The organism is Pseudomonas sp. Choline-02u-1 (genome assembly GCF_002836515.1).
In the GTDB taxonomy this organism is placed as follows: Bacteria; Pseudomonadota; Gammaproteobacteria; order Pseudomonadales; family Pseudomonadaceae; genus Aquipseudomonas.
This window is the reverse complement of sequence record NZ_PJBC01000011.1, coordinates 16,267-42,677: the sequence shown is the minus strand read 5'-3', so window position 1 is coordinate 42,677 and position 26,411 is coordinate 16,267. Positions and strand designations below refer to the sequence as shown.

Annotated in this window: 17 protein-coding genes; 9 read left to right on the top strand and 8 right to left on the bottom strand. The window is 60.0% G+C overall.

The genetic code is table 11. From position 1 onward, the window contains the following. Positions 1–91: 91 nt before the first annotated feature. A complete protein-coding gene (locus CXF97_RS08965; RefSeq protein ID WP_101158052.1) occupies positions 92–2,122 on the top strand; it encodes a methyl-accepting chemotaxis protein in 2,031 nt (676 codons plus the stop codon). A 108-nt stretch (positions 2,123–2,230) separates the two neighbouring features. Here CXF97_RS08965 and CXF97_RS08960 read toward each other — a convergent pair whose 3' ends face one another. Further along, positions 2,231–3,007 (bottom strand): TatD family hydrolase, encoded by a 777-nt coding sequence (locus CXF97_RS08960; protein ID WP_101158041.1) that lies wholly within the window; start codon positions 3,005–3,007, stop codon positions 2,231–2,233. Positions 3,008–3,010: 3 nt separating this feature from the next. Next, on the bottom strand, positions 3,011–4,006 hold the full coding sequence (gene cra / locus CXF97_RS08955; protein WP_101158039.1) for a catabolite repressor/activator: 996 nt from the start codon (positions 4,004–4,006) through the stop codon (positions 3,011–3,013). 304 nt (positions 4,007–4,310) lie between these two features. On the opposite strand from cra, the gene ptsP reads away from it, so the two are divergent. From ptsP to CXF97_RS08935, 4 genes are all read left to right on the top strand, one after another. Continuing rightward, positions 4,311–7,172 carry a phosphoenolpyruvate--protein phosphotransferase gene (gene ptsP, locus CXF97_RS08950; protein WP_101158037.1) on the top strand — a complete coding sequence of 954 codons (2,862 nt, stop codon included), beginning with the start codon at positions 4,311–4,313 and terminating at the stop codon, positions 7,170–7,172. Continuing rightward, positions 7,172–8,113 carry a 1-phosphofructokinase gene (gene pfkB, locus CXF97_RS08945; RefSeq protein ID WP_101158035.1) on the top strand — a complete coding sequence of 314 codons (942 nt, stop codon included), beginning with the start codon at positions 7,172–7,174 and terminating at the stop codon, positions 8,111–8,113. Before ptsP ends, pfkB begins: the two co-directional genes overlap by 1 nt. A gap of 11 nt (positions 8,114–8,124) precedes the next feature. After that, the gene (locus CXF97_RS08940) at positions 8,125–9,858 is read left to right on the top strand and encodes a PTS fructose-like transporter subunit IIB (protein WP_101158033.1); all 1,734 of its coding nucleotides are present in this window, start codon (positions 8,125–8,127) and stop codon (positions 9,856–9,858) included. A gap of 249 nt (positions 9,859–10,107) precedes the next feature. Next, entirely contained in the window at positions 10,108–11,649 is a 1,542-nt protein-coding gene (locus tag CXF97_RS08935; RefSeq protein ID WP_101158031.1) for an alkaline phosphatase, read from the top strand. A 127-nt stretch (positions 11,650–11,776) separates the two neighbouring features. Here the strand turns inward: CXF97_RS08935 and CXF97_RS08930 are convergent, their stop codons facing one another. Next, positions 11,777–14,305: a sulfite reductase flavoprotein subunit alpha gene (locus CXF97_RS08930; protein ID WP_101158029.1), complete on the bottom strand. Its 2,529-nt coding sequence runs from the start codon at positions 14,303–14,305 to the stop codon at positions 11,777–11,779. A 215-nt stretch (positions 14,306–14,520) separates the two neighbouring features. Then, a complete protein-coding gene (locus CXF97_RS08920; RefSeq protein ID WP_101158025.1) occupies positions 14,521–16,830 on the bottom strand; it encodes a TonB-dependent siderophore receptor in 2,310 nt (769 codons plus the stop codon). Between the two features lie 207 nt (positions 16,831–17,037). On the opposite strand from CXF97_RS08920, the gene CXF97_RS08915 reads away from it, so the two are divergent. From CXF97_RS08915 to CXF97_RS08900, 4 genes are all read left to right on the top strand, one after another. Then, a complete protein-coding gene (locus CXF97_RS08915) occupies positions 17,038–17,718 on the top strand; it encodes a Fe2+-dependent dioxygenase (RefSeq protein WP_101158023.1) in 681 nt (226 codons plus the stop codon). Further along, positions 17,715–18,470, top strand: a complete 756-nt coding sequence (locus tag CXF97_RS08910) for a tetratricopeptide repeat protein (protein WP_101158021.1) — start codon at positions 17,715–17,717, stop codon at positions 18,468–18,470. The genes CXF97_RS08915 and CXF97_RS08910 overlap by 4 nt, the downstream gene beginning before the upstream one ends. Positions 18,471–18,694: 224 nt before the next feature. Continuing rightward, the gene (locus CXF97_RS08905) at positions 18,695–20,908 is read left to right on the top strand and encodes an alpha-xenorhabdolysin family binary toxin subunit A (protein ID WP_101158019.1); all 2,214 of its coding nucleotides are present in this window, start codon (positions 18,695–18,697) and stop codon (positions 20,906–20,908) included. Positions 20,909–20,955: 47 nt separating this feature from the next. After that, positions 20,956–21,834: a hypothetical protein gene (locus CXF97_RS08900; RefSeq protein WP_101158197.1), complete on the top strand. Its 879-nt coding sequence runs from the start codon at positions 20,956–20,958 to the stop codon at positions 21,832–21,834. Between the two features lie 38 nt (positions 21,835–21,872). Here the strand turns inward: CXF97_RS08900 and CXF97_RS08895 are convergent, their stop codons facing one another. The 4 genes from CXF97_RS08895 to CXF97_RS08875 form a co-directional block, all read right to left on the bottom strand. Then, positions 21,873–23,036 (bottom strand): type III PLP-dependent enzyme, encoded by a 1,164-nt coding sequence (locus tag CXF97_RS08895; RefSeq protein ID WP_101158017.1) that lies wholly within the window; start codon positions 23,034–23,036, stop codon positions 21,873–21,875. A gap of 641 nt (positions 23,037–23,677) precedes the next feature. Further along, the gene (locus tag CXF97_RS08885; protein ID WP_039759487.1) at positions 23,678–24,835 is read right to left on the bottom strand and encodes a betaine/proline/choline family ABC transporter ATP-binding protein; all 1,158 of its coding nucleotides are present in this window, start codon (positions 24,833–24,835) and stop codon (positions 23,678–23,680) included. Continuing rightward, positions 24,832–25,485 (bottom strand): ABC transporter permease, encoded by a 654-nt coding sequence (locus tag CXF97_RS08880; protein ID WP_090281735.1) that lies wholly within the window; start codon positions 25,483–25,485, stop codon positions 24,832–24,834. The genes CXF97_RS08885 and CXF97_RS08880 overlap by 4 nt, the downstream gene beginning before the upstream one ends. A gap of 13 nt (positions 25,486–25,498) precedes the next feature. Next, positions 25,499–26,392, bottom strand: a complete 894-nt coding sequence (locus CXF97_RS08875) for a glycine betaine ABC transporter substrate-binding protein (RefSeq protein ID WP_101158015.1) — start codon at positions 26,390–26,392, stop codon at positions 25,499–25,501. Positions 26,393–26,411: the final 19 nt, after the last annotated feature.

Genomic DNA, 26,411 nt, shown 5'->3' with positions numbered 1-26,411 from the left:
TTGCGCTATACAGAGACAGCGCCCGATAGTGGCTATCTGCTGTCGCCTCGCGCCTGCCAATAAAAACAAGAAAAACCAAGGGAGACTTCCAGTGAAGAGCTTGCTCTATCCCGCCGTCTCGCTGATGAACCGTCTGAGCTTCGGCATGAAGTTCAGCCTGATCAGCGTGCTGTTCCTGGTGCCGATGCTGGTGACCAATTTCTATCTGGTGCGCGACTCCTACCGCGAATTTCAGGGCACCCGCGTTGAGCTGCAGAGCCTCGACCTGTTAGGCAGCAGCCTGACCCTGCGCCGGGATCTGGAAACCCTGAACAATCTGGTGCAGATCGACGTCACTCTCGGCCAGTCCGGCAAGGCCGGCAACGTCGAAGCGCAGATCCAGACGCTGGAGCAGGCCGTGCTCACGCGCCTCGAAGGGCTGGCAGCGATGACCGAGGATCCCGAGCAGATCAAGCAGTTCGAGGCCAAGCGCGATGAAATGATCGCCGCGTTCAAGGCCCAGCAAGCGGAAAGCTCGCTGCAAAGCAAAAGCGCGTTGATCGGCAAGTTGCTGGCCAGTGCGCAGATCTTCAGCCAGATCATCACCAGTCAGGCAGGCCTCAGTCGCGATAATCAGAGCGATATTCGTCAGCTCAGTGAGCTAGTGACGCTGATCACCCCGAGCGTCACGCAAACGCTCGGCGAGGGCCGGGCGATGGGTTCGTATTCGTTGGGTCAGGGTTTTCTCAACAGTTCCTCCAGCACGCGTTTTGACGAGTTGCTGGTGCAGATCGAAAAACTTCAGGCTGAATACGCCTTGAAACTGCAGGACGCCCTCGGTTCCAGCCGCGCTGCACGCGAATCCCTCACTGCCCAAGCCGACAGCAGCAAGGCCTCGCTCAAGCAGGCGAGCGAGCTTTTCGAAGAACAAGTTGTGATGGCCGACACCCTCGATGCGCCGTGGCAGGCATTCTACGATCAGGTCACCGGGCTGATGGAACACACCTACCAGCTCAATCAGGCCACGCTGAAATTCCTCGACAGCCAGTTGCAGCAACGCCTGGCGCAAAACCGCACGCACATGATTCTGCAAGCCTCTGCGCTGTCGGTGGTGTTCGTGCTGATCTTTTATCTCTACGGCGGTTTCTACGCCTCGACCCGCACCACCCTGAAAAGCCTGGGCGCGATGATGGACAAGGTCGCGGCCGGTGACATGACCGTCAACTTCAAGGCCAGCAGCCGCGATGAACTGGGCGAGTTGGGCGAGGTGTTCAACGGCACGGTGAAGAAGATCCACGACTTGATCGAACGCGTAGGCCACACCGTCGGCGAGGTCGAGCGCCAGGCCTGTCAGGTTGAAAACGTGTCGGCGCAGAGCAATCAGGCGGTCGCCGGGCAACGTACGCAGATCGAACAAGTGGCAACGGCAATGAACCAGATGTCGGCGACTTCAATGGAAGTTGCCCGCAGCGCTGCGGCAGCGGTGAGCAGCGCCCACAGCGTCAACGACGAAACACTGAGCGGGCGCGGTCTGGTGGAATCGCAGCAGGGCAGCATCGCCGCGCTCGCCAGCGAAATCGATCAGTCGGTGCTGGTGATCAATCAACTGGCCAGCGACAGCCAGTCGATCAGCCGTGTGCTTGAGGTGATCAAGAGCATCGCCGAACAGACCAATCTGCTGGCGCTCAACGCCGCCATTGAAGCGGCCCGGGCCGGCGAGCAGGGGCGCGGGTTTGCGGTGGTGGCCGATGAAGTACGCACGTTGGCCAAACGCACCCAGCAGTCGACCGAAGAGATCGAGCAGATGATCGCCAAGCTGCATGGCGGCGTCGGCGCGGCGGTGAGGGCGATGGGCGTCAGCCATCAGATGGCCAATGGCACGGTGGACCAGTCGGAGAAGGTCCAGCAAGCGCTGGAAAACATTCTTGGCGCGGTGGGCATGATCGTCGACCAGAACCAGCAGATTGCCGCCGCCGTCGAACAGCAAACCGCTGTAGCCCACGACATCGATCAGAACATCGTCGAGATCAACCGCGCCGGCGAGCGCACGGCGCAGGGCGCACACCAGACCGAAGATGCCAGCCGGGCGTTGTCTGCCCAGGTCGTGGAACTGAAACAACTGATCAGCGCCTTCCGCGTCTGAGCACAAAACTCTGTAGGAGCTGCGGCACGCTGCGATCTTTTGATCTTGGATTTTAAAGATCAAAAGATCGCAGCCTCGTTTCACTCGACAGCTCCTACAAGAGATTTATTACCAGCCGAAGACTTCGCAGCAGTTGGCGGTGCTGGCGGCGGCGAGTTGTTCTGGGCTGATATTCATCAATTCGGCCAACGCCGCGCAGATTGCCGGCAAATGCGCCGGGCTGTTGCGCTGGCCGGCGAACATCGCGGGAGCCATGTCCGGTGAGTCGGTTTCCAGCACCACAGATTGCAGCGGCAGTTCGGGCAAGACCCGATGCATGCGCAATGCCTGCGGCCAGGTCGGTGCGCCGCCAAGGCCCAGTTTGAAACCGAGCTTGATGTATTCCCGGGCTTCCTCGCGGCTGCCGGCGAACGCGTGGATGATGCCGGCGCGTTTGAGCTTGAAGCGCTTGAGCGTGGCGATCACCGCGGCGTGGCTGCGGCGCACGTGGATCAGCGCCGGCAGTTCGAAGTCCGCCGCCAATTGCAGTTGCGCGTCGAACAACGCCTGTTGTCGCTCGCGATCCAGAGTTTCGATGAAATAATCCAGACCAATCTCGCCCACCGCACACAGCTGCCGATGCCCCCGCAAGCGCGTCAGCCAGTCACCCAGCGTGTGCAAATCCTCCGGGCGGTGCTGATCGAGAAACACCGGGTGCAAACCGAACGCCGCATAAAGGTCGGCGTCACTTTGCACCAGATCCCACACCCGTTGCCAGTTGCCCTGATGCACACCCAGTACGACGATGCGCCGCACGCCGAGGGCGCGGCTTTCGGCCAGCAACTCGGCGCGATCGGCGTCGAAGTCGGGGAAGTCGAGGTGGGTGTGGCTGTCGGTCAGCTCCACGATTCAGTCCCGATGAATACGCTGCTTGAAGGTCCGCGCAATGGCTTGCACGCCCGGTTGGTAGTCGTCCTGCTCGACGGCGGCCAGCGCCAGTTCCAGGGCCTTGTCGGCGATCAACTGGTGTTGCTGGGACATGGCATTGACCGGCAGCGGCAGGAAATCCAGCAACTGCGTGTCGCCGAAGGTGCCGAGGCGCAGCGGCCGCGATTTCAGCGGGAAATCATGCAGCGCATCGAACACGCCTTGCAGCAGCACGTAGGAAGTGGTCACCAGCGCGTCGGGCAAATGCCCCAGACGCTGCAGGAGTTCTTCCATCAATTGCTTGCCGCACTCGCGGCTGAACGACTCGGCGTGCTCGACCAGCACCTCGCCTTTGAAATCGTTGAGCGCTGCGCGGAAACCGGCGGCACGTTCCTGGCTGATGCTCAGCTCCGGGCGTGCGCCGAGCAGCACGATCTGCTTTGGCTGCGGATCGAGCAGGCTCTGGGTCAGGTGCAGGCTGGCCTCGCGGTCGTCGCTGATCACCGAGCAGAAATGCTCCGGCTCCATGACCCGGTCGATGGCGATGATCGGCAGACCCTTGGCCTGCAACTGGCGGTAGCTGTCGTCACCGGCGGGCAGGCAACTGGCGACGATCAGCGCATCACAGCGACGGGCGCGGAACAGTTGCAGCAACTGGCGCTCGCTGTCTGGCGCATCGTCGGAGCTGGCAATCAACAGTTGATAGCCGCGAGCCCGCGCGCCTTGTTCGAGCAACTTGGCGATGCGCGCGTAACTGGGGTTTTCCAGATCCGGCAGGATAAACCCCAGGGTGCGCGTGTGCCGACTGCGCAGGCCGGCCGCTTGCGGATTAGGCGTGAAGCCGTGCAGATCGACCACCGCGCGCACGCGCTCGACGGTCGCGCTGCTGATGCGTTGCTGTTCGGCCTTGCCGTTGATGACGTAGCTGGCGGTGGTGACGGAGACGCCGGCCAACCGCGCGATATCACTGAGTTTCAACCCGGTATTTCCTTGTTTTTCGAGCATGCCGCGACATTTTCGCCAATCCTACCCGATAAGGGCAGCCGACTTATTGCCTAGGCAGATCCGACCAGTTGGACTTCAAGGATGAGACATTATCGAGTAACGTGCCGATCAATCTAGATTAAACGTTTCAGCAAGCGTATTTTCTACGTTTTGGACGCCTTTGGCCGGTTCTGCCGTGAAACCGCCAAAACTGCCGCTGAAAAGCGCGGCAGAGCGCCTAAGCTGTGAACCATTCAAAACAATACCTGGCGTTGTACTGCGCCAAAAAGGAGATCGCATGCTCGAGCTCACTATAGAGCAGATATCCATGGGCCAGTCGGCCGTGGATAAACCCGCTGCCCTGCAATTGCTGGCCAGTCATCTGGTCGCCGACGGTCTGGTGGCCGACGGTTACCTCGCCGGCCTGCAGGCCCGGGAAGCCCAGGGCTCGACCTTTCTCGGTCAAGGCATCGCCATTCCCCACGGCACCCCGCAAACCCGCGATCAGGTATTCGCCACCGGCGTGCGCCTGATGCAGTTTCCCGACGGCGTCGACTGGGGCGATGGCCAGATCGTTTATCTGGCCATCGGCATTGCGGCAAAATCCGACGAACACCTGCGCCTGCTACAGCTGCTGACCCGCGCCCTCGGCGAGACCGATCTGGGCCAGGCCCTGCGTCGCGCCAGCTCCCCCGAGGCGCTGCTGAAACTGCTGCAAGGCGCGCCGCAGGAATTGGCGCTGGACGCGCAGATGATCGGTCTCGGCGTCTCGGCCGACGATTTCGAAGAATTGGTCTGGCGCGGCGCGCGTCTGCTGCGTCAGGCCGATTGTGTGAGCAACGGCTTTGCCGGTGTGTTGCAGCAAGTCGAAGCGCTGCCGCTGGGCGATGGCCTGTGGTGGCTGCACAGCGAGCAGACCGTGAAACGTCCGGGCCTGGCGTTCGTCACTCCTGACAAACCGATGCGTTACCTCGGCCAGCCGCTCAGCGGTCTGTTTTGTCTGGCCAGCCTGGGCGAAGCGCATCAGGCGTTGCTCGAGCGTTTGTGTGCGCTGCTGATCGAAGGTCGCGGTCATGAATTGGGTCGCGCCACCAGCAGCCGCAAAGTCCTTGAAGTGCTCGGCGGTGAACTGCCGGCCGACTGGCCAAGTGCGCGCATTGCCTTGGCCAACGCCCACGGTTTGCATGCGCGTCCGGCGAAGATTCTCGCGCAACTGGCGAAGAGTTTTGACGGCGAAATTCGTGTGCGCATCGTCGACAGCCAGGACAGCGCGGTGTCGGTCAAAAGTTTGAGCAAACTGCTTAGCCTCGGCGCCCGGCGTGGTCAGGTGCTGGAGTTGATCGCCGAGCCAGGCATCGCCGCCGATGCCTTGCCAGCACTGCTCGCCGCCATCGAAGAAGGCCTCGGCGAAGAAGTCGAGCCGCTGCCCGCGGTCAGTCAGCAGCGTGAAGTGATTGCCGATATTGCTGAGGTGCTGGTCGCCCCGGCATCAGGCAGCCTGCTGCAAGCGATTCCGGCAGCGCCGGGCATTGCCATCGGCCCGGCCCACGTTCAGGTTCAGCAACACATTGATTACCCGTTGCGCGGCGAGTCTGCCGCCATCGAGCGTGAGCGTCTCACGCAAGCGCTGAGCGACGTGCGCACAGGCATTCAGGGCCTGATCGAACGCAGCAAGGCCAAGGCCATTCGCGAGATTTTCATTACTCATCAGGAAATGCTCGACGACCCGGATCTCACCGATGAAGTCGCTACTCGTCTCAAGCAAGGCGAGAGCGCCGAAGCGGCATGGATGGCGGTGATCGAAGCCGCCGCTAAACAACAGGAAGCGCTGCAGGACGCTTTGCTTGCCGAGCGTGCGGCGGATCTACGCGATATCGGGCGTCGGGTGCTGGCGCAATTGTGTGGCGTGCAAACCGCGAACGAGCCGGAGCAGCCGTACATTCTGGTGATGGACGAAGTTGGCCCGTCCGATGTCGCGCGTCTGGATCCGGTGCGCGTCGCGGGAATTCTCACCGCGCGCGGCGGTGCCACCGCACACAGCGCAATCGTTGCTCGTGCCCTCGGCATTCCGGCGCTGGTTGGCGCAGGAGCAGCGGTGTTGCTACTGGAACCGGGCACGCCGTTGCTGCTCGACGGCCAGCGCGGGCGCCTGCATGTCGACGCCGATGCCGCGACCCTCAAACGTGCCGCCGAAGAACGCGACACCCGCGAGCAACGCCTGAAAATTGCCGCCGAACAACGCCATCAACCGGCGCACACCACTGACGGCCATGCCGTTGAAGTATTCGCCAACATCGGCGAAAGCGCAGGCGTGACCAGCGCGGTGGAGCAGGGCGCCGAAGGCATCGGCCTGCTGCGCACCGAACTGATTTTCATGGCTCATCCGCAGGCGCCGGACGAGGCGACACAGGAAGCCGAATACCGTCGCGTGCTCGATGGTCTGGCCGGGCGCCCCCTGGTGGTGCGCACGCTGGACGTCGGCGGCGACAAACCGCTGCCGTATTGGCCGATCGCCAAGGAAGAAAACCCGTTCCTCGGCGTGCGCGGCATTCGCCTGACCTTGCAGCGTCCGCAGATCATGGAAGCGCAACTGCGCGCCTTGCTGCGCTCGGCTGACAACCGTCCGCTGCGGATCATGTTCCCCATGGTCGGCAGCGTCGAAGAATGGCGCCAGGCCCGCGACATGACCGAGCGTCTGCGTCTGGAGATTCCGGTCGCCGACCTGCAACTGGGGATCATGATCGAGGTGCCGTCCGCGGCACTGCTTGCGCCAGTGCTGGCCAAGGAAGTCGATTTCTTCAGCGTCGGCACCAACGACCTCACGCAATACACCCTGGCCATCGACCGTGGTCACCCGACGCTGTCTGCACAAGCGGACGGCTTGCACCCGGCGGTTCTGCAACTGATCGACATCACCGTGCGCGCCGCCCATGCGCATGGCAAATGGGTCGGTGTCTGCGGCGAACTGGCGGCTGATCCGCTGGCGGTGCCGGTGCTGGTCGGCCTCGGTGTTGACGAGCTCAGCGTGTCCGGTCGCAGCATTGCCGAAGTCAAGGCGCGCATCCGTGAACTCAGCCTGAACCAGGCGCAAACCCTTGCTCAACAGGCCTTGGCCGTGGGCAGCGCCAACGAAGTGCGCGCATTAGTGGAGGCCCTGTAATGGCCAAAATTCTCACCCTGACCCTCAACCCGGCGCTCGACCTCACCGTCGAGTTGCCGCAGCTGGAAGCCGGTCAGGTCAATCGCAGCGATGAGATGCATACCCACGCTGCGGGCAAAGGCGTCAACGTCGCTCAGGTGCTGGCGGATCTTGGCCATCAGGTCACCGTCAGCGGCTTTCTCGGCGAAGACAATCTGCAAGCGTTCGAAACCCTGTTCGCCAAGCGCGGCTTCGTCGACGCGTTCATCCGCGTGCCGGGCGAGACGCGCAGCAATATCAAGGTCGCCGAACAGGACGGGCGCATCACCGATATCAACGGCCCCGGTCCGGTGGTCGATGCAACGGCGCAGCAAGCGTTGCTCGACCGTCTGCTGCAAATCGCACCGGAGCACGATGCGGTGGTGGTCGCTGGCAGTCTGCCGCGCGGCGTCACTGCGCAGTGGCTGCGTGAGCTGATCGAAAAACTCAATGCGCTCGGCCTGAAAGTCGCCCTCGACTCCAGCGGCGAAGCGTTGCGTGCGGCATTGCAGGCCGGGCCTTGGCTGATCAAACCGAACACCGAAGAACTGGCCCATGCGCTCGGCTGTGAAGTGGTTTCGTCGATTGCCGAGGCGCAAGCGGCTGCACGCCTGCACGGGAAAGGCATCGAGCATGTGGTGATTTCCCACGGTGCCGACGGCGTGAACTGGTTCAGTGTCGGCTCGGCCCTGCACGCCACGCCGCCTAAGGTCAGCGTCGCCAGTACGGTCGGTGCCGGTGACTCGTTGCTGGCCGGCATGCTCCACGGTCTGCTCAGCGCCGATACGCCCGAGCAAACCCTGCGCACCGCCACCGCGATTGCGGCGATGGCGGTGACCCAGATCGGTTTCGGCATCAACGACGCCGCGCAACTGGCGCAGCTCGAACAGGGCGTGCGCGTGCGCCCCCTGACAGAACAATAAGAGGGTTTGTCATGAAGTTAGCCATTGTTACGGCTTGCCCGAACGGCATGGTCACCAGCGTCTTGTGCGCGCGTCTGCTTGATGCCGCGGCGCAGCGTCAGGGCTGGAGCACCAGCGTGGAGGTGGTCGATCCGGCGCACCCGGAACGCGAGTTGTCGGCGGCAACCATTGAAGCGGCGGAGTGGATTCTGCTGGTGACTACCGGCCCGGTCGACATGCATCGTTTTGTCGGTAAGCGGGTTTTTCAGATCGCCCCGGCGCAGGCATTGCAGGATGTCGAAACGGTGCTGCGTCGCGGCGCTGAAGAGGCCGAAATCTACGTGGCCAGCGCAGTCGAGCCGGCTGCTGACGCGCCACGTACGCCGCGCATTGTTGCTATCACTGCCTGCCCGACCGGCGTCGCCCACACCTTCATGGCCGCCGAAGCGTTGCAGCAGACTGCCAAGCGCCTGGGCTATGAATTGCAGGTCGAAACTCAAGGCTCGGTCGGCGCGAAAACCCCGCTCAGCGCCACGGCCATCGCCGAGGCAGACGTGGTGCTGCTGGCGGCGGATATCGACGTCGCCACCGAGCGTTTCGCCGGCAAGAAGATCTATCGCTGCGGCACTGGCGTTGCGCTTAAGCAATCCGAAGCGACTCTGAAAAAAGCCCTGGCCGAAGGCGCAGTGGAAAGTGCGGCAAGCGACGGCAAGGCCCCCGCCAAGTCGGAGAAAATCGGCGTCTACAAACACTTGCTGACTGGCGTTTCGTACATGCTGCCGATGGTGGTGGCGGGTGGTTTGCTGATTGCGCTGTCCTTCGTGTTCGGCATCACCGCGTACAAGGAAGAAGGCACGCTGGCGGCGGCGCTGATGCAGATCGGCGGCGAAACCGCGTTCAAGCTGATGGTGCCGCTGCTCGCCGGTTACATCGCCTACTCGATTGCCGACCGCCCGGGCCTTGCGCCGGGGATGATCGGCGGCTTGCTCGCAGGCACTCTGGGCGCCGGATTCATCGGTGGGATCATTGCCGGTTTCATCGCCGGTTACGCCGCCAAAGCCATCGCCCGCTATGTGAAATTGCCGCAGAGCCTGGAAGCGCTGAAGCCGATTCTGATCATCCCGTTGCTGGCCAGTCTGGTCACCGGTCTGGTGATGATTTACGTGGTCGGCAAACCGGTCGCCGGCATGCTCGCGGCGCTTACGCAGTTCCTCGACAGCATGGGCACCACCAACGCAATTCTGCTGGGTGTGTTGCTCGGCGGCATGATGTGCGTCGACCTCGGTGGGCCGATCAACAAGGCTGCCTATGCGTTTTCGGTGGGGCTGCTGGCCTCGCAGAGTTACGCACCGATGGCCGCGACCATGGCCGCCGGCATGGTGCCGCCGATTGGCCTGGGCATTGCGACGTTCATTGCGCGGCGCAAGTTTGCCCAGACTGAACGCGAAGCCGGCAAAGCGGCTTTCGTGCTGGGCCTGTGCTTTATCTCTGAAGGGGCCATTCCGTTTGCCGCGAAAGACCCGCTGCGGGTGATCCCGGCGAGCATCGCCGGTGGCGCGCTGACCGGCGCCTTGTCGATGTACTTCGGCTGCAAGCTGATGGCGCCGCACGGTGGCTTGTTTGTGCTGGCGATCCCGAATGCGATCAACCATGCGCTGCTGTATCTGCTGGCGATTGTGGCGGGGAGTCTGGTGACGGCGGTGGTGTATGCGCTGCTGAAACGGCCTGAGGCTGTGGAATTGGCGCTGGAGCCCGCCAAGGCCTGACCGACGACACCCAATCCCTGTGGGAGCGGGCTTGCTCGCGAAAAGCGGAGTGTCAGATAAAAAAGTATCGCCTGACACGACGCCTTTGCGAGCAAGCCCGCGCCCACATTCAATCGCATTTCCTCAGACGGACCGCGATCAGTGGTGGGAGCAAGCGAGCCCGCTGCCACATTGGAACTACGGGGTGTCGGGTGTCATGGCGAGTTCATATAGGCATGCTTAAGTTTTCCCTTTTGCAGGGGGAACACCATGAGCGATTTCAACCTCGGCCGGCGTCGCGTCATGCAAGCGGTCGGTGCCGGACTCTTGTTGCCAGGGCTGGCGCCGGCGGTGATTGCTTCGGTCAAGGATCGTCCGCAGCTCACCGACGGCGTGCAGTCCGGCGACCTGCTCGGCGACCGCGCGATGATCTGGAGCCGCAGCGATCGCCCGGCGCGCATGGTGGTCGAGTGGGACACTGGCAGCCTGTTCGGCAACCCGCGCAAATTCGTCTCGCCACTGGCCGATGCGCGCAGCGATTTCACCGCTCGCGTCGAACTCACCGGCCTGCCGGCGAACCAGGCGATTTTCTATCGTGTGCACTTCGAAGATGCCCAGAGCGGCGTCGCCAGCGAGCCGTGGTTCGGTCACCTGCGCAGCGTGCCGACGGCCAGGCGGGACATCCGTTTTGTCTGGAGCGGTGACACCGTCGGCCAGGGCTTCGGCATCAACCCGGATATCGGCGGCATGCGCATCTACGAAGCCATGCGCCTGCGCCTGCCCGACTTCTTTATCCACAGCGGCGACACCATCTACGCCGACGGCCCGGTGCCCGCGCAACTGACCACCGAAAGCGGGCGCATCTGGCGCAACCTCACCACGCAAGCCAAGAGCAAAGTCGCGCAGACCCTCGACGATTATCGCGGCAACTACCGCTACAACCTGATGGACGAAAACATCCGGCGCTTCAACGCCGAAGTGCCGCAAATCTGGCAGTGGGACGATCACGAAGTGGTCAACAACTGGTCGCCGGGCAAGCAGCTGGATGAGCGCTATCAGGAGAAAGATATCCACAAGCTGGTCGGTCGCGCGCGGCAGGCGTGGCTGGAATATGCGCCGATGCGTTTGCAAGCGGCGGACGGCGGCGGGCGCATTTATCGCAAGCTCAGTTACGGGCCGATGCTCGATGTATTTGTGCTGGATATGCGCAGTTATCGCGAGGCCAATGACGACAACCTTGGCGCGGCAAAACCGTTTCTCGGGCGCGAGCAACTGGACTGGCTCAAGGCTGAGTTGAAGGCGTCGAAGGCACAGTGGAAAGTCATCGCCGCCGACATGCCCATCGGCCTTGGCGTTCCGGATGGCGAAGTCAGTCCGGGCGTAGCGCGTTGGGAAGCGGTGGCTAACGGCGACCCCGGACCGGCGCAGGGACGCGAACTGGAAATCGCCGAATTGCTCGGCTTTCTGCGCGCTCAGCAGGTGCGTAATTTCGTATTTCTGACGGCGGACGTGCATTACTGCGCGGCGCATCACTACCACCCGGATCGCGCGGCGTTTCAGGATTTCGAACCGTTCTGGGAATTCGTCGCCGGGCCGTTGAACGCCGGCAGTTTCGGGCCGAATCCGCTGGACAAGACGTTTGGGCCAGAAGTGGTTTTCGAGAAGGCACCGCCGGCGCAGAACACCTCGCCGTTTGCCGGTTTTCAGTTTTTTGGCGAGGTGAATATCGAAGGGCAGAGCGGCGAGATGAGCGTGGTGTTGCGGGATCTGGATGGCATAGCGGTTTTCGAACAGAAACTACAACCGGTCTGACTTCACCGGCAGTGCAACCCCTTGTGGGAGCGGGCTTGCTCGCGAAGGCGGTGGGTCAGACAAGTAAATATGTGCTGACACCACGCCTTCGCGAGCGAGCCCGCTCCCACAGGAGGCATGAGGTGGGTCAGTAAACGTCCCGGCGATAGCGGCCCTGTTCGATCAGACGTTCGACTTCGTCGCTGCCGAGGATATCGTTGAGGGCCTGATCCACGCCTGAGGCCATGCCTTGAAGGCTGCCGCAGATATAGATGACGGCGCCATCAGCCAGCCATCGCTTCAGCTCATCGGCCGAATCCCGCAGGCGATCCTGCACATAAATCTTCTCTGCCTGATCCCGCGAGAAGGCCAGATCCAATCGCGCCAGATCACCGTTGACCAGCCATTCCTCCAGCTCGGCGCGGCAGAGGAAGTCGTGCTCGCGATTGCGCTCGCCGAACAGCAGCCACTGCCGTTGCTGACCATCGGCAATGCGTGCCTTGAGCAAACTGCGCAGGCCGGCGAGGCCGGTGCCGTTGCCCAGCAGGATCATCGGCACCGGCTCGTTTGGCAGATGGAAAGCGCTGTTGCGCCGTACCCGCAGGCCGATGCTGCCACCCACTGGCGCATGCTCGGTGAGCCAGCCGGAGCCGATGCCGAGGCTGCCGTCGTTGTGCTGTTCCTGGCGCACGATCAGTTCCAGCACGCCGTCAGCGGCAATCGAGGCGATCGAGTATTCGCGCATCGCCAGTGGCACCATGGCGTCGACCAGCGATTGCGCATGCAGGCCGACCAGATGCGCGCGGTGTTCGGGCAGCTGGCGTGAGGCGAGGGCGACTTCCAGCGGCTCGTCGATGCCGTTGACCTTTACTTGAGTTTCGCCACGAATGCCGAGGCCGTCGAGGAAATGTTCGATGGCCCACGGGCAGTTGCGCGGCAGCACTTCGACCAGATCACCGGCCAGCCAGCTGCGGGTGTCCGGGGCTTTGAGGCCGAGCAGGTAAACCGGCGCGCCGCTGCTGTCGGGGTTCATCAGTTCGCGACGGACCAGCGTCCAGTTGTCGTAGCTGGGTGCTTGCCAGGTTTCGCTCGGCGCCTGTCCGGTGAGCTGGCCGAGTTGGGTTTGCCAGTGACGCAGCGCGTAGGGATCGCCGCTGTCGACTTCCACCGGGGCGAACAGCGTTTTGCCGCCGTGTTCGCCGAGCCATTGATGCAGGCGCTTGGCGAAGCCGCAGAAGTGCGCGTACTGCCGATCGCCGAGGCCGAGCACGGCGTAGTTGAGGCTGTCGAGTGTCGAGGCCTTGGCCAGCACTTTGCGTTCGAAACCTCGGGCGCTGTCGGGCGCTTCGCCGTCGCCGAAGGTGCTGACTACGAACAATGCGTTGTTCGACTCACGCAGATCCTGTTCGCTGAGATTGGCCAGCGGCTGCACGTTGACTGGCAGCCCGGCGGCCTGCAATTGTCCGGCGGTCTGCCACGCCAATTGTTCGGCGAAACCGCTCTGGCTGGCGAAGCCGACCAGCCATGCCGAAGCATCGGCTGACGGTTGCACGAGGCCTTGGCGGGCATCCTTTATCTGCTTTTTCTTGCGCCGCCGATCGAGGTACAGCAGCCAGCCGGTGATAAAAAACAGCGGCATGCACACCGCGGCAATCGTCACGATGATGCGCCCGACGAGGCCGAAGTAGCTGCCGACGTGCAGCGCATAAATGCTGGTCAGCAGTTGTGCCTTGAAGCTTTTGTCGGCATAGCGGTCGACGCGTTTGACTACGCCGGTGGCTGGATCGAGGGTGATCTGGTTCAGCGCGCGGTCATGGGGTGAGCTGTCGAGCAGGTAGAACACGGTCGCCGGTTGGCCGGCCACCGCTGGCATGCGGATGTTGTACGCGGCCAGACCCGGGCCGGCGGTGCTGTAGATGCTGCTCCACATCGCAGCGTAGTCGGCGATCGGTGCCGGACCTTCCGGCGCCGGGCCGCGACCACCGCGTACGCGTTCGTTTTGCGGCGCGTCGGAAAGCAGCCGGGTCAGGCCCTTGTTGTACCACTCGTACGACCACGACAACCCGGTCAATGCCAACAGCAGATAGACCAACAGGCACCAGGTGCCGGCCACCGAGTGCAAATCCCAATTGAAGGCGCGCCCTTTCTTTTTCCAGTCCAGGGTCAGCCACACGCGCCAGCTGTTCCACTGGCGTGGCCAGCGCAGATAAAGGCCGGAGAGACAGAAGAACAACAGCATCAAAGTGCAGGCGCCGGTGATGTTGCGCCCGGTGTCGCCCATGGCGAGGAAGCGGTGCAGTTGCAGCATCAGGCCGAAGAAGTCCTGGCCGGTGGCGTTGCCCTTGAACTCCGCGGTGTACGGATCGAAGTAGCGCATCTCGCCTCGCCGTTCGCCCTTGGGCGGGGTGAAGAACACCCGTGCGGCGTGACCGCTGTCGGTCTCGACCCAGAGCATCGCGACTTTCTTGCCGGACGCGGCTTCGATGCGCTCCACCAGTTCCACTGGTGGCAACACCCCGGCAACCTGTTTTTCCACCTGCAACACGGACGGATTCAGCGCGCGCAGGATTTCGTCCTGAAACGAATAGGCCGCGCCGGTGATGCCCATCAGAGCCAGCACCAGCCCTGCGGTGATGCCAAAAAACCAGTGCAACTGGAACAGGGTTTTCTTCAACACGTCACTCGCCGTCCGTTCGGAAATTTGTCATCACGGCGCGCATTATGCCGTGGGTTATCAAGAAGCGTTTTGCGTAACACACAAAAGCCCCGTTCAATTGAATGAACGGGGCGGATTGTTCTTTGTAGGAGCTGCCGAAGGCTGCGATCTTTTGATTTTTTTGCAGAATCAAAAGCAAGATCAAAAGATCGCAGCGTGCCGCAGCTCCTACAGGGTCAGAAGTGGAAATTGGTGCTCAACAGCGCCGTCCGGCCCGCCGCCTGATTGGCGAAGTGGGTCGAGAAAGCTTTGTCGTAATAGGTTTCGTCGGTCAGGTTCTGCACGTTGAGTTGCAGATCCACATTCCTGGTCAGCTTGTAGGCCGCCATCGCGTCGTAACGTACATAGGAATCGACCATCGTGGTGTTGGCGACACTGCCGTAGACGTCGTCGACGTAGAACGCGCCACCACCGATCGTCAGCTTCGGCGTGACCTGATACGTGGTCCACAGGCTGGCGCTGTTTTTCGGTGTGTTCGGCAAGTCGTTGCCGTCGTTGGCGCGACCCAGCGGGCCACCGTCAACCTGTTCGCTGTCCATGAAGGCGTAACCGGCGAACACCTGCCACTTGTCGGTGATCTTGCCGCTGGCCGACAGTTCGAAGCCTTGCACGCGGGTCTTGCCGGCGTTCTCGTAGGAGCTGGTGTCGACCTGCACGCGCGCGTTTTCCTTCTCGGTGCGAAAGATGTCGGCGGTCAGCGACAGGCGATCATTGAGCAGATCCCACTTGGTGCCGATTTCGTAGTTCTTGGTGGTTTCCGGCTCCATGTCGCTGCTCAGCAGGTTGCCGCTGCGATCCGGCGTGCCGCCCAGCGGGTTGCCTTCCTGACCTTCGCCCAAGGTGTTGCCCGGCGGTGTCGCCGAGGTTGCATAAGAGGCGTAGATGCTGCCGTTTTCCGCTGGCTTGTAGACCACGCCGAACTGGCCGGTGACGAACTCGCTGGTGTCATCGCCCTTGGAAGTCGTGGTGCCAGCGGCGTTGTAGGTTTTGTAGTCGGTGTCGAAATGGTCGTAACGCAGGCCCATGTTCACCAGCCATTGCTCGGACAACTCCAGCGTGTCGAACACGTACAGCGCGTAGGTGTCGGCCTGGGTGTCAGTGCCGGCGTAGTTGCGCGAGATTGCGCCGTTCCACGGATCGTTCGGATTCGGGTTCGACAGCGAGGTGCAGTTGTAATTGCTCGGAGCCCCGAGCATGGCCGGCGTGCAGTTGCTGCTCGAAGGCACGTTGGTGGTGCGCGGCGTGGTGTCGGTGTTGACGTTGTACGAAGATTTTTCGCTCTGCTCGCGGGTGTATTCGACCCCGGTGGAGAAGCTGTTCTTGAAACCGGCCACGTAGAAGGTGCCGAACAGGTCGGTCTGGTTGGTGGTGGTTTCGGTGTTGCTGACCCGCGTGTTGGCGCGACGCCAGACGGTGCCGTTGTTGACGTTGCCCTTGCTGTCGTCCGGCTGGGTGAGAATGTAATCCTGCATGCTGCTGCCGTGACGCAGGGTGTTCTTGAGGGTCAGCGCGTCGTTGAGGTCGTGCTCGATGGCGAAGGTCGCGGTGTCGGTGCGGCCCTTGCGGAAGTCGCGGTCCAGACCGTAGAAGTTGCTGTCATCGCCACCGGCGTACGGCTTGTCCGGATTGGACTTGGTGCGCGGGTTCGACAGGCTGTACGGGATGCCCGAGTCCGGTGTGTCGTTGCTTTCCAGATGGTAGTAGTCGAGGTTGACGCGGGTATCGGTGCCCAAGCCAAACGCCAAGGACGGGGCGATGCCCCAACGGTCGTAATCGACCTTGTCGCGCCCGGCAACGTTGCTCTCGTGGCTCATCAGGTTGAGACGGCCGGCCGCGCTGTCGCTGAACTGGTAGTTACCGTCGAGGGTGTAGCGCTGGGTCTGGTCGGAGCCGTAGGTGAAACCACCGTCAAACGAGTCGCCCAGATGAGCTTTCTTGCTGACCAGATTGATGCTGCCGCCGGCGGCGCCGCGACCGCCAATCGCCGAGTTCGGGCCTTTGCTGACTTCGATGTTTTCAACGGCGAAGATTTCGCGGCTCTGCGAACCGGTGTCGCGCACGCCGTCCAGGTAGGTGTCGCCCTGGGCGTCGAAGCCGCGAATGAACGGTCGATCGCCTTGGGGGTTGCCGCCTTCACCAGCACCGAAAGTGATGCCCGGCACGGTGCGCAAGGCGTCCTGCATGTTCAGCGCGCCGGTATCCTTGAGCACTTGTTGCGGGATGACGGTAACCGAGCGCGGCGTGTCGACCAGCGGCGCGGTGTACTTGGGCGAGGAGGCTTTTTCGACCTGATAGGAGGCCGAGTCCTGGGCTTCGCCCGTGATGGCGGTGGCGTCCAGGGAGATGGCATTGCCGGACGCTTTGCTGTCGGTTTTTTCCGCCGCGAAAACCATCTGCCCAGCGGAGCCGGCGGTGATCGCGACACCGATTGCCGAGGCGAGCAGACGTGGTGAACTGACCGGTAATTGTGCGTATTGACGTGCCATTTTTATTCCCCTCCCCAAGGATTTGAGGCGGCGGAATATAGGGTAAACGGGTATTCGTATCAATTGCGAAACATTGTTATTCGCATTGAATTTACATTCTTTACAATTTGCCCTTATGGTTTTTGCCCATTCATTCGTCTTGCGGGTTTTACACGCTCAATAAGAATCAATACCATTGCCGTCTTCTTGCCATCAGGTGACATCGCCATGCTGCTGCACATCCCCGGGCTGTTCGCAAAAGACGAAGTGCAGCGCATCCGCCAGGCCCTGGAGCAGGCGGATTGGGCCGATGGCAAAATCACCGCCGGCTTCCAGTCGGCCAAGGCCAAGCACAATCTGCAACTGCCCGAGGGTCACCCGCTGGCCAAGGAAATCGGCGCGGCGATGCTCGAGCGGCTGTGGAAAAATCCGCTGTTCATGTCCGCCGCGTTGCCGCACAAAGTCTTCCCACCGTTGCTGAACTGCTACACGGCTGGCGGCAGTTTCGACTTTCACATCGACAACGCCGTGCGCCAGCCCAAGGGCAGTATCGAACGTGTGCGCACTGATTTGTCGGCAACGCTGTTTTTCAGCGAGCCGGACGATTACGACGGCGGCGAACTGGAGATTCAGGACACCTTTGGCACCCAGCGAGTGAAACTGCCGGCCGGCGACATGGTGTTGTATCCAGGCAGCAGTTTGCACAAGGTCAACGCCGTCACTCGCGGCGCACGTTATGCCTCGTTCTTCTGGACACAAAGTCTGGTGCGCGAAGACAGCCAGCGCGCCTTGCTGTTCGAAATGGACGGAGCGATTCAGCAACTGACACAAGACGTCCCCGATCATCCCTCGCTGATCCGCCTCACTGGCACTTATCACAACCTGCTGCGGCGTTGGGCGGAGGTATGAATTTGCAGGTGCGCCGCAAGGAAGTCCTCGATGCGGCCGGGTTGGCGGCAATGCTTGAAGAAAGCCCGGCCCGAGCGGCGCAGGCGATTCTCGTCGCAGCGGGTGCGGGCGAGATTGAAGCGCAGGCGTTGCTCGGACAGATTCTGCTCGATGGCCAAGGCATTGCCCAGGATCAACCGCTGGCGCTGCGCTGGTTCGGTATCGCCGCCGGGCAAGGGCACCTGATGGCGCGCAACATGCTCGGACGTTGCCATGAGCATGGTTGGGGTTGTGCGGCGGATGCCTCGGTGGCGGCGCAGCATTATCGGGTCGCTGCCGAAGCGGGTCTGGATTGGTCGATGTACAACCTCGCCAATCTTCTCGCCACCGGTCGCGGCATCGCGCGAAACCAGGCGCAGGCCCTGGACTTGTATCGTCGCGCTGCTAGGTTGGGCCACGCTAAATCAATGAATCTGTTGGGTCGTTATCTAGAAGAAGGACAGCATTGTCCGCAGGATTTGCGGGCGGCACGTGAATGGTATCGCCGTGCCGCTGAGTCCGGGGATTTTCGCGGACAATTCAGTCACGCCGCCATGCTCGCCGAGGCGGGGCGGATTGACGATGCCCTTGGCTGGCTGGATAAAGCGCTGGTTGCAGGTAACGAAAAATTCCTGCGGGTCGCCGGTGAGTCGCTGATGAAAGCACGGCACCCGCGCCTTCGCGCAATGGGCGAGGCATACCGTCAGCGCTTATCCATATTAACCGGCATGTAACGGCATGTTTTTATTGTCAGTGAGTCTGGATCGTTTGATCATCCAATCTGCCTAAACGGCTGGTTAGTTGTCTCGTAGTGGTTGCTCACATTTAAGCGCTTGTTGATTTTTATCTGGTTGCCCTAAGGTGTCTTTGCGATACCGCTGTTCAATTAATTTAAAAGTTGAATGGTTGGTGTTGAAAATAACTTTCCTCAACTATTCGAAGAGACAAGGAGTTTCTTATGGGAATCACTGTGGCTAACAAGATTGTCGAGGCTGCTGTAAAAGCACCTCAGGTGTTTGTCGGTGCATCACTTGGCGAGGGTGATGAGTACACTCGAGACACCGGTATTCAATTGACCAAAGAGCAGATCATCAGTCTAAGAAAGTATGAAGTACTTGGTTTGTCTCTGCCGATTAGGTTGCAAGACGTTATTGCCTACTTGAATTATGGTGCAGGTGATGACGGCGGTGTGGGCCTGAAGCCGTTGGACTTTCTGCGTACGTTTACCACCACCTATGACCACGCCAAACGCTGGTCGCCATTGCGCGAGCAAATCATGCTCACGGGTACTGATCTGAAGATCTTCGCGGGCAGCATCATCCGCACCGGCTTGGGTATTGTCGAGATCTATGAAGACCTGAAAATCTCCGGTTATCTGGAAAAGTACGATATCAACACTCCGGAAGAGTATCTGAAGCTCAAACAACAGATCCCCAATCTTACTGGCTTGGACTTGCCGGAAGGTGATATTCCAGAGATCAAGGACTACCTTAACGACTTGCTCGGCAAGGTCAGGTTTTGCCATCGGAAAGCCGAGCGGGTCCGCGAAGAACTGGACACGTTTGGTACCGATATGCGCGAAAAGGTCTTGCCGGAAATCAGGCTGCGATTGGAGTTCGTCTCGAAAAATACTTACCAGGCGGACATTCTGGTGCTGCAAGGCGTAATTGATCAGCGCTCGAAGGAGATTGATCAACTTAACAAGCAATATGATCAACTGGTCCAGGAAGCGATCAAGTCTGCAGCGATGCTGCATATTGGCGGTTTGATTCTCGGCATTTATCAGGGCGTGAAGGCCGAGCAGATTCGCAAGGAGCGAAACAGGCTTAAAGGCGAGCAACAAGCGGATAACCAGAAAATGGCCAGCAAGAATCAGACACTGAGTTCGTTGAACAGGGTGCGCGATGACTTGCAAAACCTGAGCTATGTAGCGATCGAAGCTGAAGTGGCGACGCAAAATCTGATGTTGGTGTGGAACGCGTTGAGTACTTACATCAGTGCATCCGTCAGCGATGTCGATCGCCTCGAAGAAGCAACCTCTTTGAGGAAATTCAAAAATCAGTTGCTCGGGGTAATTGATCCGTGGGAGCAGATCAAAGCCAGTGCCGATCAACTGCTGGGTGTATTCGCAGCGGCTGACAAAGAGTATGGAAGCAGTCTTCAAACATTCAGGAGCAGGACCGTCATGCTATCGCCAAAAAGTCACACAGCTTATCCGGAAGTCAACATGACGGCGCTGCGTAATTACGCTGGCGTGATTCAAGCAGAAAATACTACGGCGCAAATGCTGTTTGAGCAGTTCAATTATCTACCGGCAACAGTCAACAGCATGAATGAGCTATGCCTTACTGTTCAACGAGCAACATTCGATATTCGTAATCAGGCGCAGACGAATATCATTTATCTACAACGTGCGCAAACCAAGCTCAAGGGTTATCAGGCGGAGCTTCCCAGTCCAGACGATGAGCCAGAAATTCACGAAGATATGGAATTCGAACTCAAGGGCATTTTCAACAAGCTTTCGGAGCGATCTGAAGACCTGAAAGCCATCCGCAACGCAATGAGCATTGCTTATGATCGGGCCACTTCGCAGCAATGGGTGGCGACCCTGCAACAGGATCGTGATGCATCGCAAGCACTGAAAATCAACGCCGAAGAGAAACTGATCGACCTGGAAGCAGAGATGAAACTGGTTTCCGATGGAATCGATTTGATCGCCAAAGCCGGCGTGGAGAAGATTGGTGAGGAAGCACAGCTAACCCTGGACCGCCTGAAAGCCTTGGGTCTGGCGCCACCTCAAGTCCAGGTTGCACTATTGGCCATAGATACCTTGAAAAAAATCATCTCTGGTATCGGTGAGGCGATTTCCTTCCTGAACATGCAGGCGTTCTACAACAGGCTCAAGGATAGAGCGGCCGACTTGCGTATACAGGTGAGGAAATACCAAAACGACATCGTTCGGATCGACGGAAAAATTCAATTGGTCACTGTGCTGGATCAACTGGACGATGGACGCTGGAACTATGTGAATGAGTACTCGAATCTGGTGTTCGGTTTTGAGTCGTTCTGCCAAGACTTCAAGCAGAACAAGGCACAACACGTCGAGGATCGGGCGGCTACTGCAATCGCCCGTATTGACGACGTGCTCGCCTATCTGAAACAGATTCGATAATAAGGAGTCGGGGGCGGTGGGCTGCGTGCCCATCGCCTGTGAATAATATGAATTTACTTGCTCATGAGTTTTCTGCAGAGCAGCGGCGCGTTCTGGATCGCTACACAGTGTTGCTCGGCTCTGTTCACACGATGACGGTCAATATCCCCGTTGTATTCGAACGCCGCAGATCCGGCGGTCATGCGCTGGCAGTGTTGGCCAGTGACTCGCGTCTGAACAATGTCCCTTTCAATGAGCGCTATTTGCAAGGCTTCTGGGAACGCACCGACGAGGTCAGGCAACAATGCATTGCTTTCGTCCTGGAACTGGCTAAGTTTACAAGCGAGTCATTGCAAATCAGCAAAAACACCTCACGCAATACAGTCCTCAGCCAAGTGGATTTCAACTTGTACAGTTTGTCCCGGTCGCCGACCTGGATCCTGTTTCCGCCAACCGATGTGTCGGATCTGGTTCACGAACTGGTGCTTCGCCTGTACAGGTTAAGGGCGATGGTACGCCAGCTGAAATATACAATCGTCGACGTGCATGATGAGTCGTTCGGGTTCAAATCGGTATTTGCCAAGGCAATGGATCACCGCTCCTGCCAGTGTCATGCCCAACCGACAGTCGTTCAGGAGTTATTTCGCGAGAGGCGCACCCAACCGATATGGGACGAGGCGTACTCTTCATCTGATCCGCTGGTCCAGGCGGTGGAATACAAGGCGGGAGTTGTCGGCTTGTTCAACGCAGTGGCGTCCATCAGCATGCAAGTCGGCGTGTTTCTGGAGGAAACAGACGTGCGCATGGACTTGGCCATTTACGAACTGCTGACGGCAGAGCGTGTGTCGAAACTTAGCCAACTGAATGTCAAACTGGCCGCGACGAAAGAGCAAGCCGAAGAATTCATGGCAATGCTTAACCACCTTGAAAGGTGGCTGCGCCATTAAAAAAGGCCCTGTGGGGGCCTTTTATTCAGAGCATTGATTCACACGTAGTAGGACTTCAACGGCGGAAAGCCGTTGAACTCTACGGCGCTGTAACTGGTGGTATACGCACCGGTCGACAACCAGTAGAGACGATCACCAATCGCCAGGTTCAGCGGCAGACCGTACTTGTAGTTCTCATACATGATGTCGGCGCTGTCGCAGGTCGGGCCGGCGATGACCACTTCTTCCATCTCGCCTTTCTTCTCAGTCCAGATCGGGAACTTGATCGCTTCGTCCATGGTTTCGATCAGGCCGGAGAACTTGCCCACATCGGTATAAACCCAGCGCTCGACGGCAGTGCGCGACTTGCGTGCAACCAGCACGACTTCGCTGACCAGAATGCCGGCGTTGGCAATCAACGAACGGCCCGGCTCGAGGATGATTTCCGGCAGGTCATCACCGAAATCTTCCTTGAGGAAGCGGATGATTTCTTCAGCGTAGGTTTCCAGGCTGTTGGTGCGGGTGATGTAGTTGGCCGGGAAGCCGCCGCCCATGTTGATCAGCTTGAGGTGGATGCCGTCTTCTTCTTTCAGGCGCTCGAAAATCACTTTGACCTTGGCGATCGCCGCGTCCCAGACGCTGATATCGCGCTGCTGCGAACCGACGTGGAACGAGATGCCGTAAGGCACCAGACCGAGGTCGCGGGCGAGGATCAGCAGGTCCATGGCCATGTCGGTCTGGCAGCCGAATTTGCGCGACAACGGCCAGTCAGCGGTGGTCGAGCCTTCGGTCAAAATGCGTACGTAGACTTTCGAGCCCGGTGCAGCCTTGGCGATGTTGCGCAGGTCGGCTTCGGAGTCGGTGGAAAAAAGACGCACGCCCTTATCGTAGAAGTAGCGGATGTCCTTGGATTTCTTGATGGTGTTGCCGTAGCTGATACGGTCGGCGCTGACGCCGCGGTCCATGACCTTGTCCAGCTCGTAGATCGAGGCGATGTCGAAGCTCGAACCCTTATCCTTGAGCAGGTCGATGATCTCGACGGCCGGATTGGCCTTGACCGCGTAGTAGACCTTGGCGAATTCGAAACCGGCGCGCAGGTCATCATAGGCCTGGGCGATCATCGCGGTGTCGATCACCACGAACGGGGTTTCCTGTTTGTCGGCGAACGCCTTCATTTTGTCAAAAGTGGCGCGCGCGAAATAATCTTCGACCTTGATCGACATGCTGGAGAGCTCCTATCGGCAAACTTCATTAAACAATGGGTGCATGAACGCCCTCCGTATCCCCACTTTGGTTCGCCTACTTCCCAAGGCATGTCGCCGAAAGCAAAAAGGCCATGGGAGATGTGCAGCGTTCCCTTGGCCTTGCTGTCTCGTCGTCAGTACTTGAGCCGGATGGATCGTTTCCAGCATGGACGTTCGGCGCGAACTTTAGGGCGTGAGGGGCGCGAGATCAACAAAAAATGTCGCGTTTTTGCACGCTTCTGACGTGCGTAGCGTTCATCACTCCTTCTACCCGACCGAGATGACGGACAGATGTTCCCGGCGAAATTTCGAGTGTTAAAGATACCTGCACGTTCGGGTCTTTTGTCAGCGAGATCCCTGGTAAGTATGATCTCGACAACATCGGCGACGTTGGCGGCGAGAGCGAGTTGTGAAGGGGATTTTGAGTTGTGAAGAAGGAGTATTGATAACGCATTTGGCAATGAGGCTGTTGAGATTCTTTGCCACCTTGTGAGCATCTACAAAATCACGCAGATCCTGTGGGAGCGGGCTTGCTCGCGAAGGCGTTTTCACAGTCGACATCACTGCTGACTGACCGATCGCCTTCGCGAGCAAGCCCGCTCCCACAGGTTGGGTACTTTTTAGGCGACCACAGTTTCAGCCGGCGAGACGATGTTGGTCTTCATTCCTCGCGAACGGCCCGAACTCAGGTACGCCGCAATCGACTCCTGCGTCACCTCGCCGAGGAACACCCGTTCGGCATCCATCACCGGCAGCCAGGCGCGGTTGAACTCGTACATGCGCGACAACAGGATGCGCAGGTGCTCGTCGTACGCTGCGGTGGCGTTGAACTCACGAAGGAATTGCGCGCAAGTGCCGGTCTGGCGATGCAGGTCGCGACGGCGCACGTAACCCAGCGCCTTGTTCTCGGCACAAGTGACCACGACATAGCGACGGTCATGTTCGTCCATCAATTCCAGCGCATCGGCTACGGGCGTTTCCGGGCTCACCGATGGCGCGTTGTCCGCCGCGTCTTCGGCTTTCACCAACAGCAGGCGCTTGAGCGTGCTGTCCTGACCGACGAAGTTGCTGACGAAATCATCCGCAGGGTGCGCGAGCAGGGTGTCCGGATGATCGATCTGCAGCAGTTTGCCGGCGCGGAAGATCGCAATCTTGTCGCCGAGCTTGATCGCCTCATCGATGTCATGGCTGACCATGATCACGGTCTTGTTCAGCGCGCGCTGCATCTCGAAGAATTCGTTCTGGATCATCTCGCGGTTGATCGGGTCGACCGCACCGAACGGTTCGTCCATCAGCAACAGCGGGGCGTCGGCTGCGAGTGCACGGATTACACCGATGCGCTGCTGCTGACCACCGGACAATTCACGCGGGTAGCGATGCAGATACTGCTTGGGCTCGAGCTTGATCATGCTCATCAGCTCGCGGGCGCGGTCGTGGCATTTCTGTTTGTCCCAGCCGAGCAGCTTCGGCACCACGACGATGTTCTCTTCGATGGTCATGTTGGGGAACAGACCGATCTGCTGGATCACGTAGCCGATGTTGCGGCGCAGGGTCACCTCGTCGAGATCGGTGGTGTCTTCGCCGTTGATCAGGATCTTGCCGGAGGTCGGTTTGATCAAGCGGTTGATCATTTTCAGCGTGGTGCTTTTGCCGCAACCCGATGGCCCGAGGAATACGCAGATCTCGCCTTCATTGACGGTCAGGCTCACCGAGTCCACGGCTTTGACATCTTTGCCGTTGCTTTGGAAGGTCTTGCTGAGGTTTTGAAGTTCGATCATTTCAAGAGTCCTTTTGGAGTCAGCGAGCGTTGCAGCCACTGCAGGAAGAGGTCGGCGAAGATCGCCAGAAGACTGACCAGCAGCGCGCCGACGATGAGCATCGACATGTCGCTGCGGCTGATGGAGGCGAGGATCAGCACACCGAGACCGCCAGCGCCGATGGTGGCGGCGATGGTCATCACGCCGATGTTCATCACCACGGCGGTGCGCACGCCAGCGAGGATCACTGGCACCGCGATGGGCAGTTCAACCATGCGCAGGCGCTGGCCGAAGGTCATGCCGATGCCGCGCGCGGCTTCGCGAATGCCCGGCTCGACGCCGGTGAGGGCGAGGTAGGTGTTGCGCATGATCGGCAGCAGGGAATACAAAAACACGGCAGTGATTGCCGGCAGCGGGCCGAGGCCCTGGCCGAATTTTGAATAGAACGGCAGCAGCAGGCCGAACAGGGCGATCGACGGCACAGTCAGCAGCACCGTGGCGCTGGCCTGCAACGGGCCGGCGAGGGCTGGAAAGCGCGTCATCAGAATGCCCAGCGGCACACCGATAACGATCGCCAGAGTCACGGCGATGCCGACCAAAGTGATGTGCTGCCAGGTCAGGTGCATCACCTGCTGCCAGTCGAGATGGGAAAAGGCGTTCAGAAATTCCATGACTTCTCCTCTCTTAATTCAGTGGGTGCTGGCGCAGGAAATCGGCGGCAACGGACGATGGGCTTTCATGATTGACGTCGACCCGCGCGTTGAGCTGGCGCATGGTTTCATCGTCGAACAGTTCGGCCAGCGGCTTGAGTTGTTCGGCCAGTTTTGGATTCGCATCCAGCGTGGCCTGACGCACCACGGGCGCGGCGGTGTAGTCGGGGAAGTAATGCTTGTCGTCGGTCAGCAACTTCAGGCCAAAGGCATTGAGGCGGCCGTCGGTGGTGTAGACCAGACCGGCAAATACCTGGCCGTTGCGCAGCGCGGTGTAGACCAGGCCGGCGTCCATCTGGCGAATGTTCTTGCGGGTCAGGTTCATGTCGTAGAGCTTGACCATGCCGTCGAGCCCGTCGGAACGGTTGGCGAACTCGGTGTCCAGCGCCACCAGGTGATTGCTCTTGGCTTCGGCGCGCAGCACGTCGTTGAGCTGGCTGATGTTGCCGATCTGCGGATATTGCTCAGCGACCTTTTTCGGCAGGGCGAGGGCGTAGGTGTTGCTGAACTTCGACGGCGTCAGCCAGATCAGGCCTTTCTTCGCATCGAGTTCTTTGACCCGGGCGTAGGACTGCGCGCTGTCGAGTTTTTCGGTGACATGGTTGTAGGCCACCAGCGATACGCCGGTGTACTCCCAGAGCATGTCCAGTTGTCCGCTTTCGTGGGCGCTGCGGGCGAGGTTGCTGCCCAGACCGCCGGTGATCTGCGCGTCGTAGCCTTTGCTGCGCAGGTATTGCGCGGTGATTTCGGCGAGCAGGGTCTGCTCGGTGAAGACCCGGGCGCCGAGGCGAATCACCGGTTTTTCAGCGGCTTGTGCGATTCCTGCGAACAGCAGGAAGCAGCCTAGGATCAAGCTGAGTCGTTTCATAAATATTCCTTCAAACGCC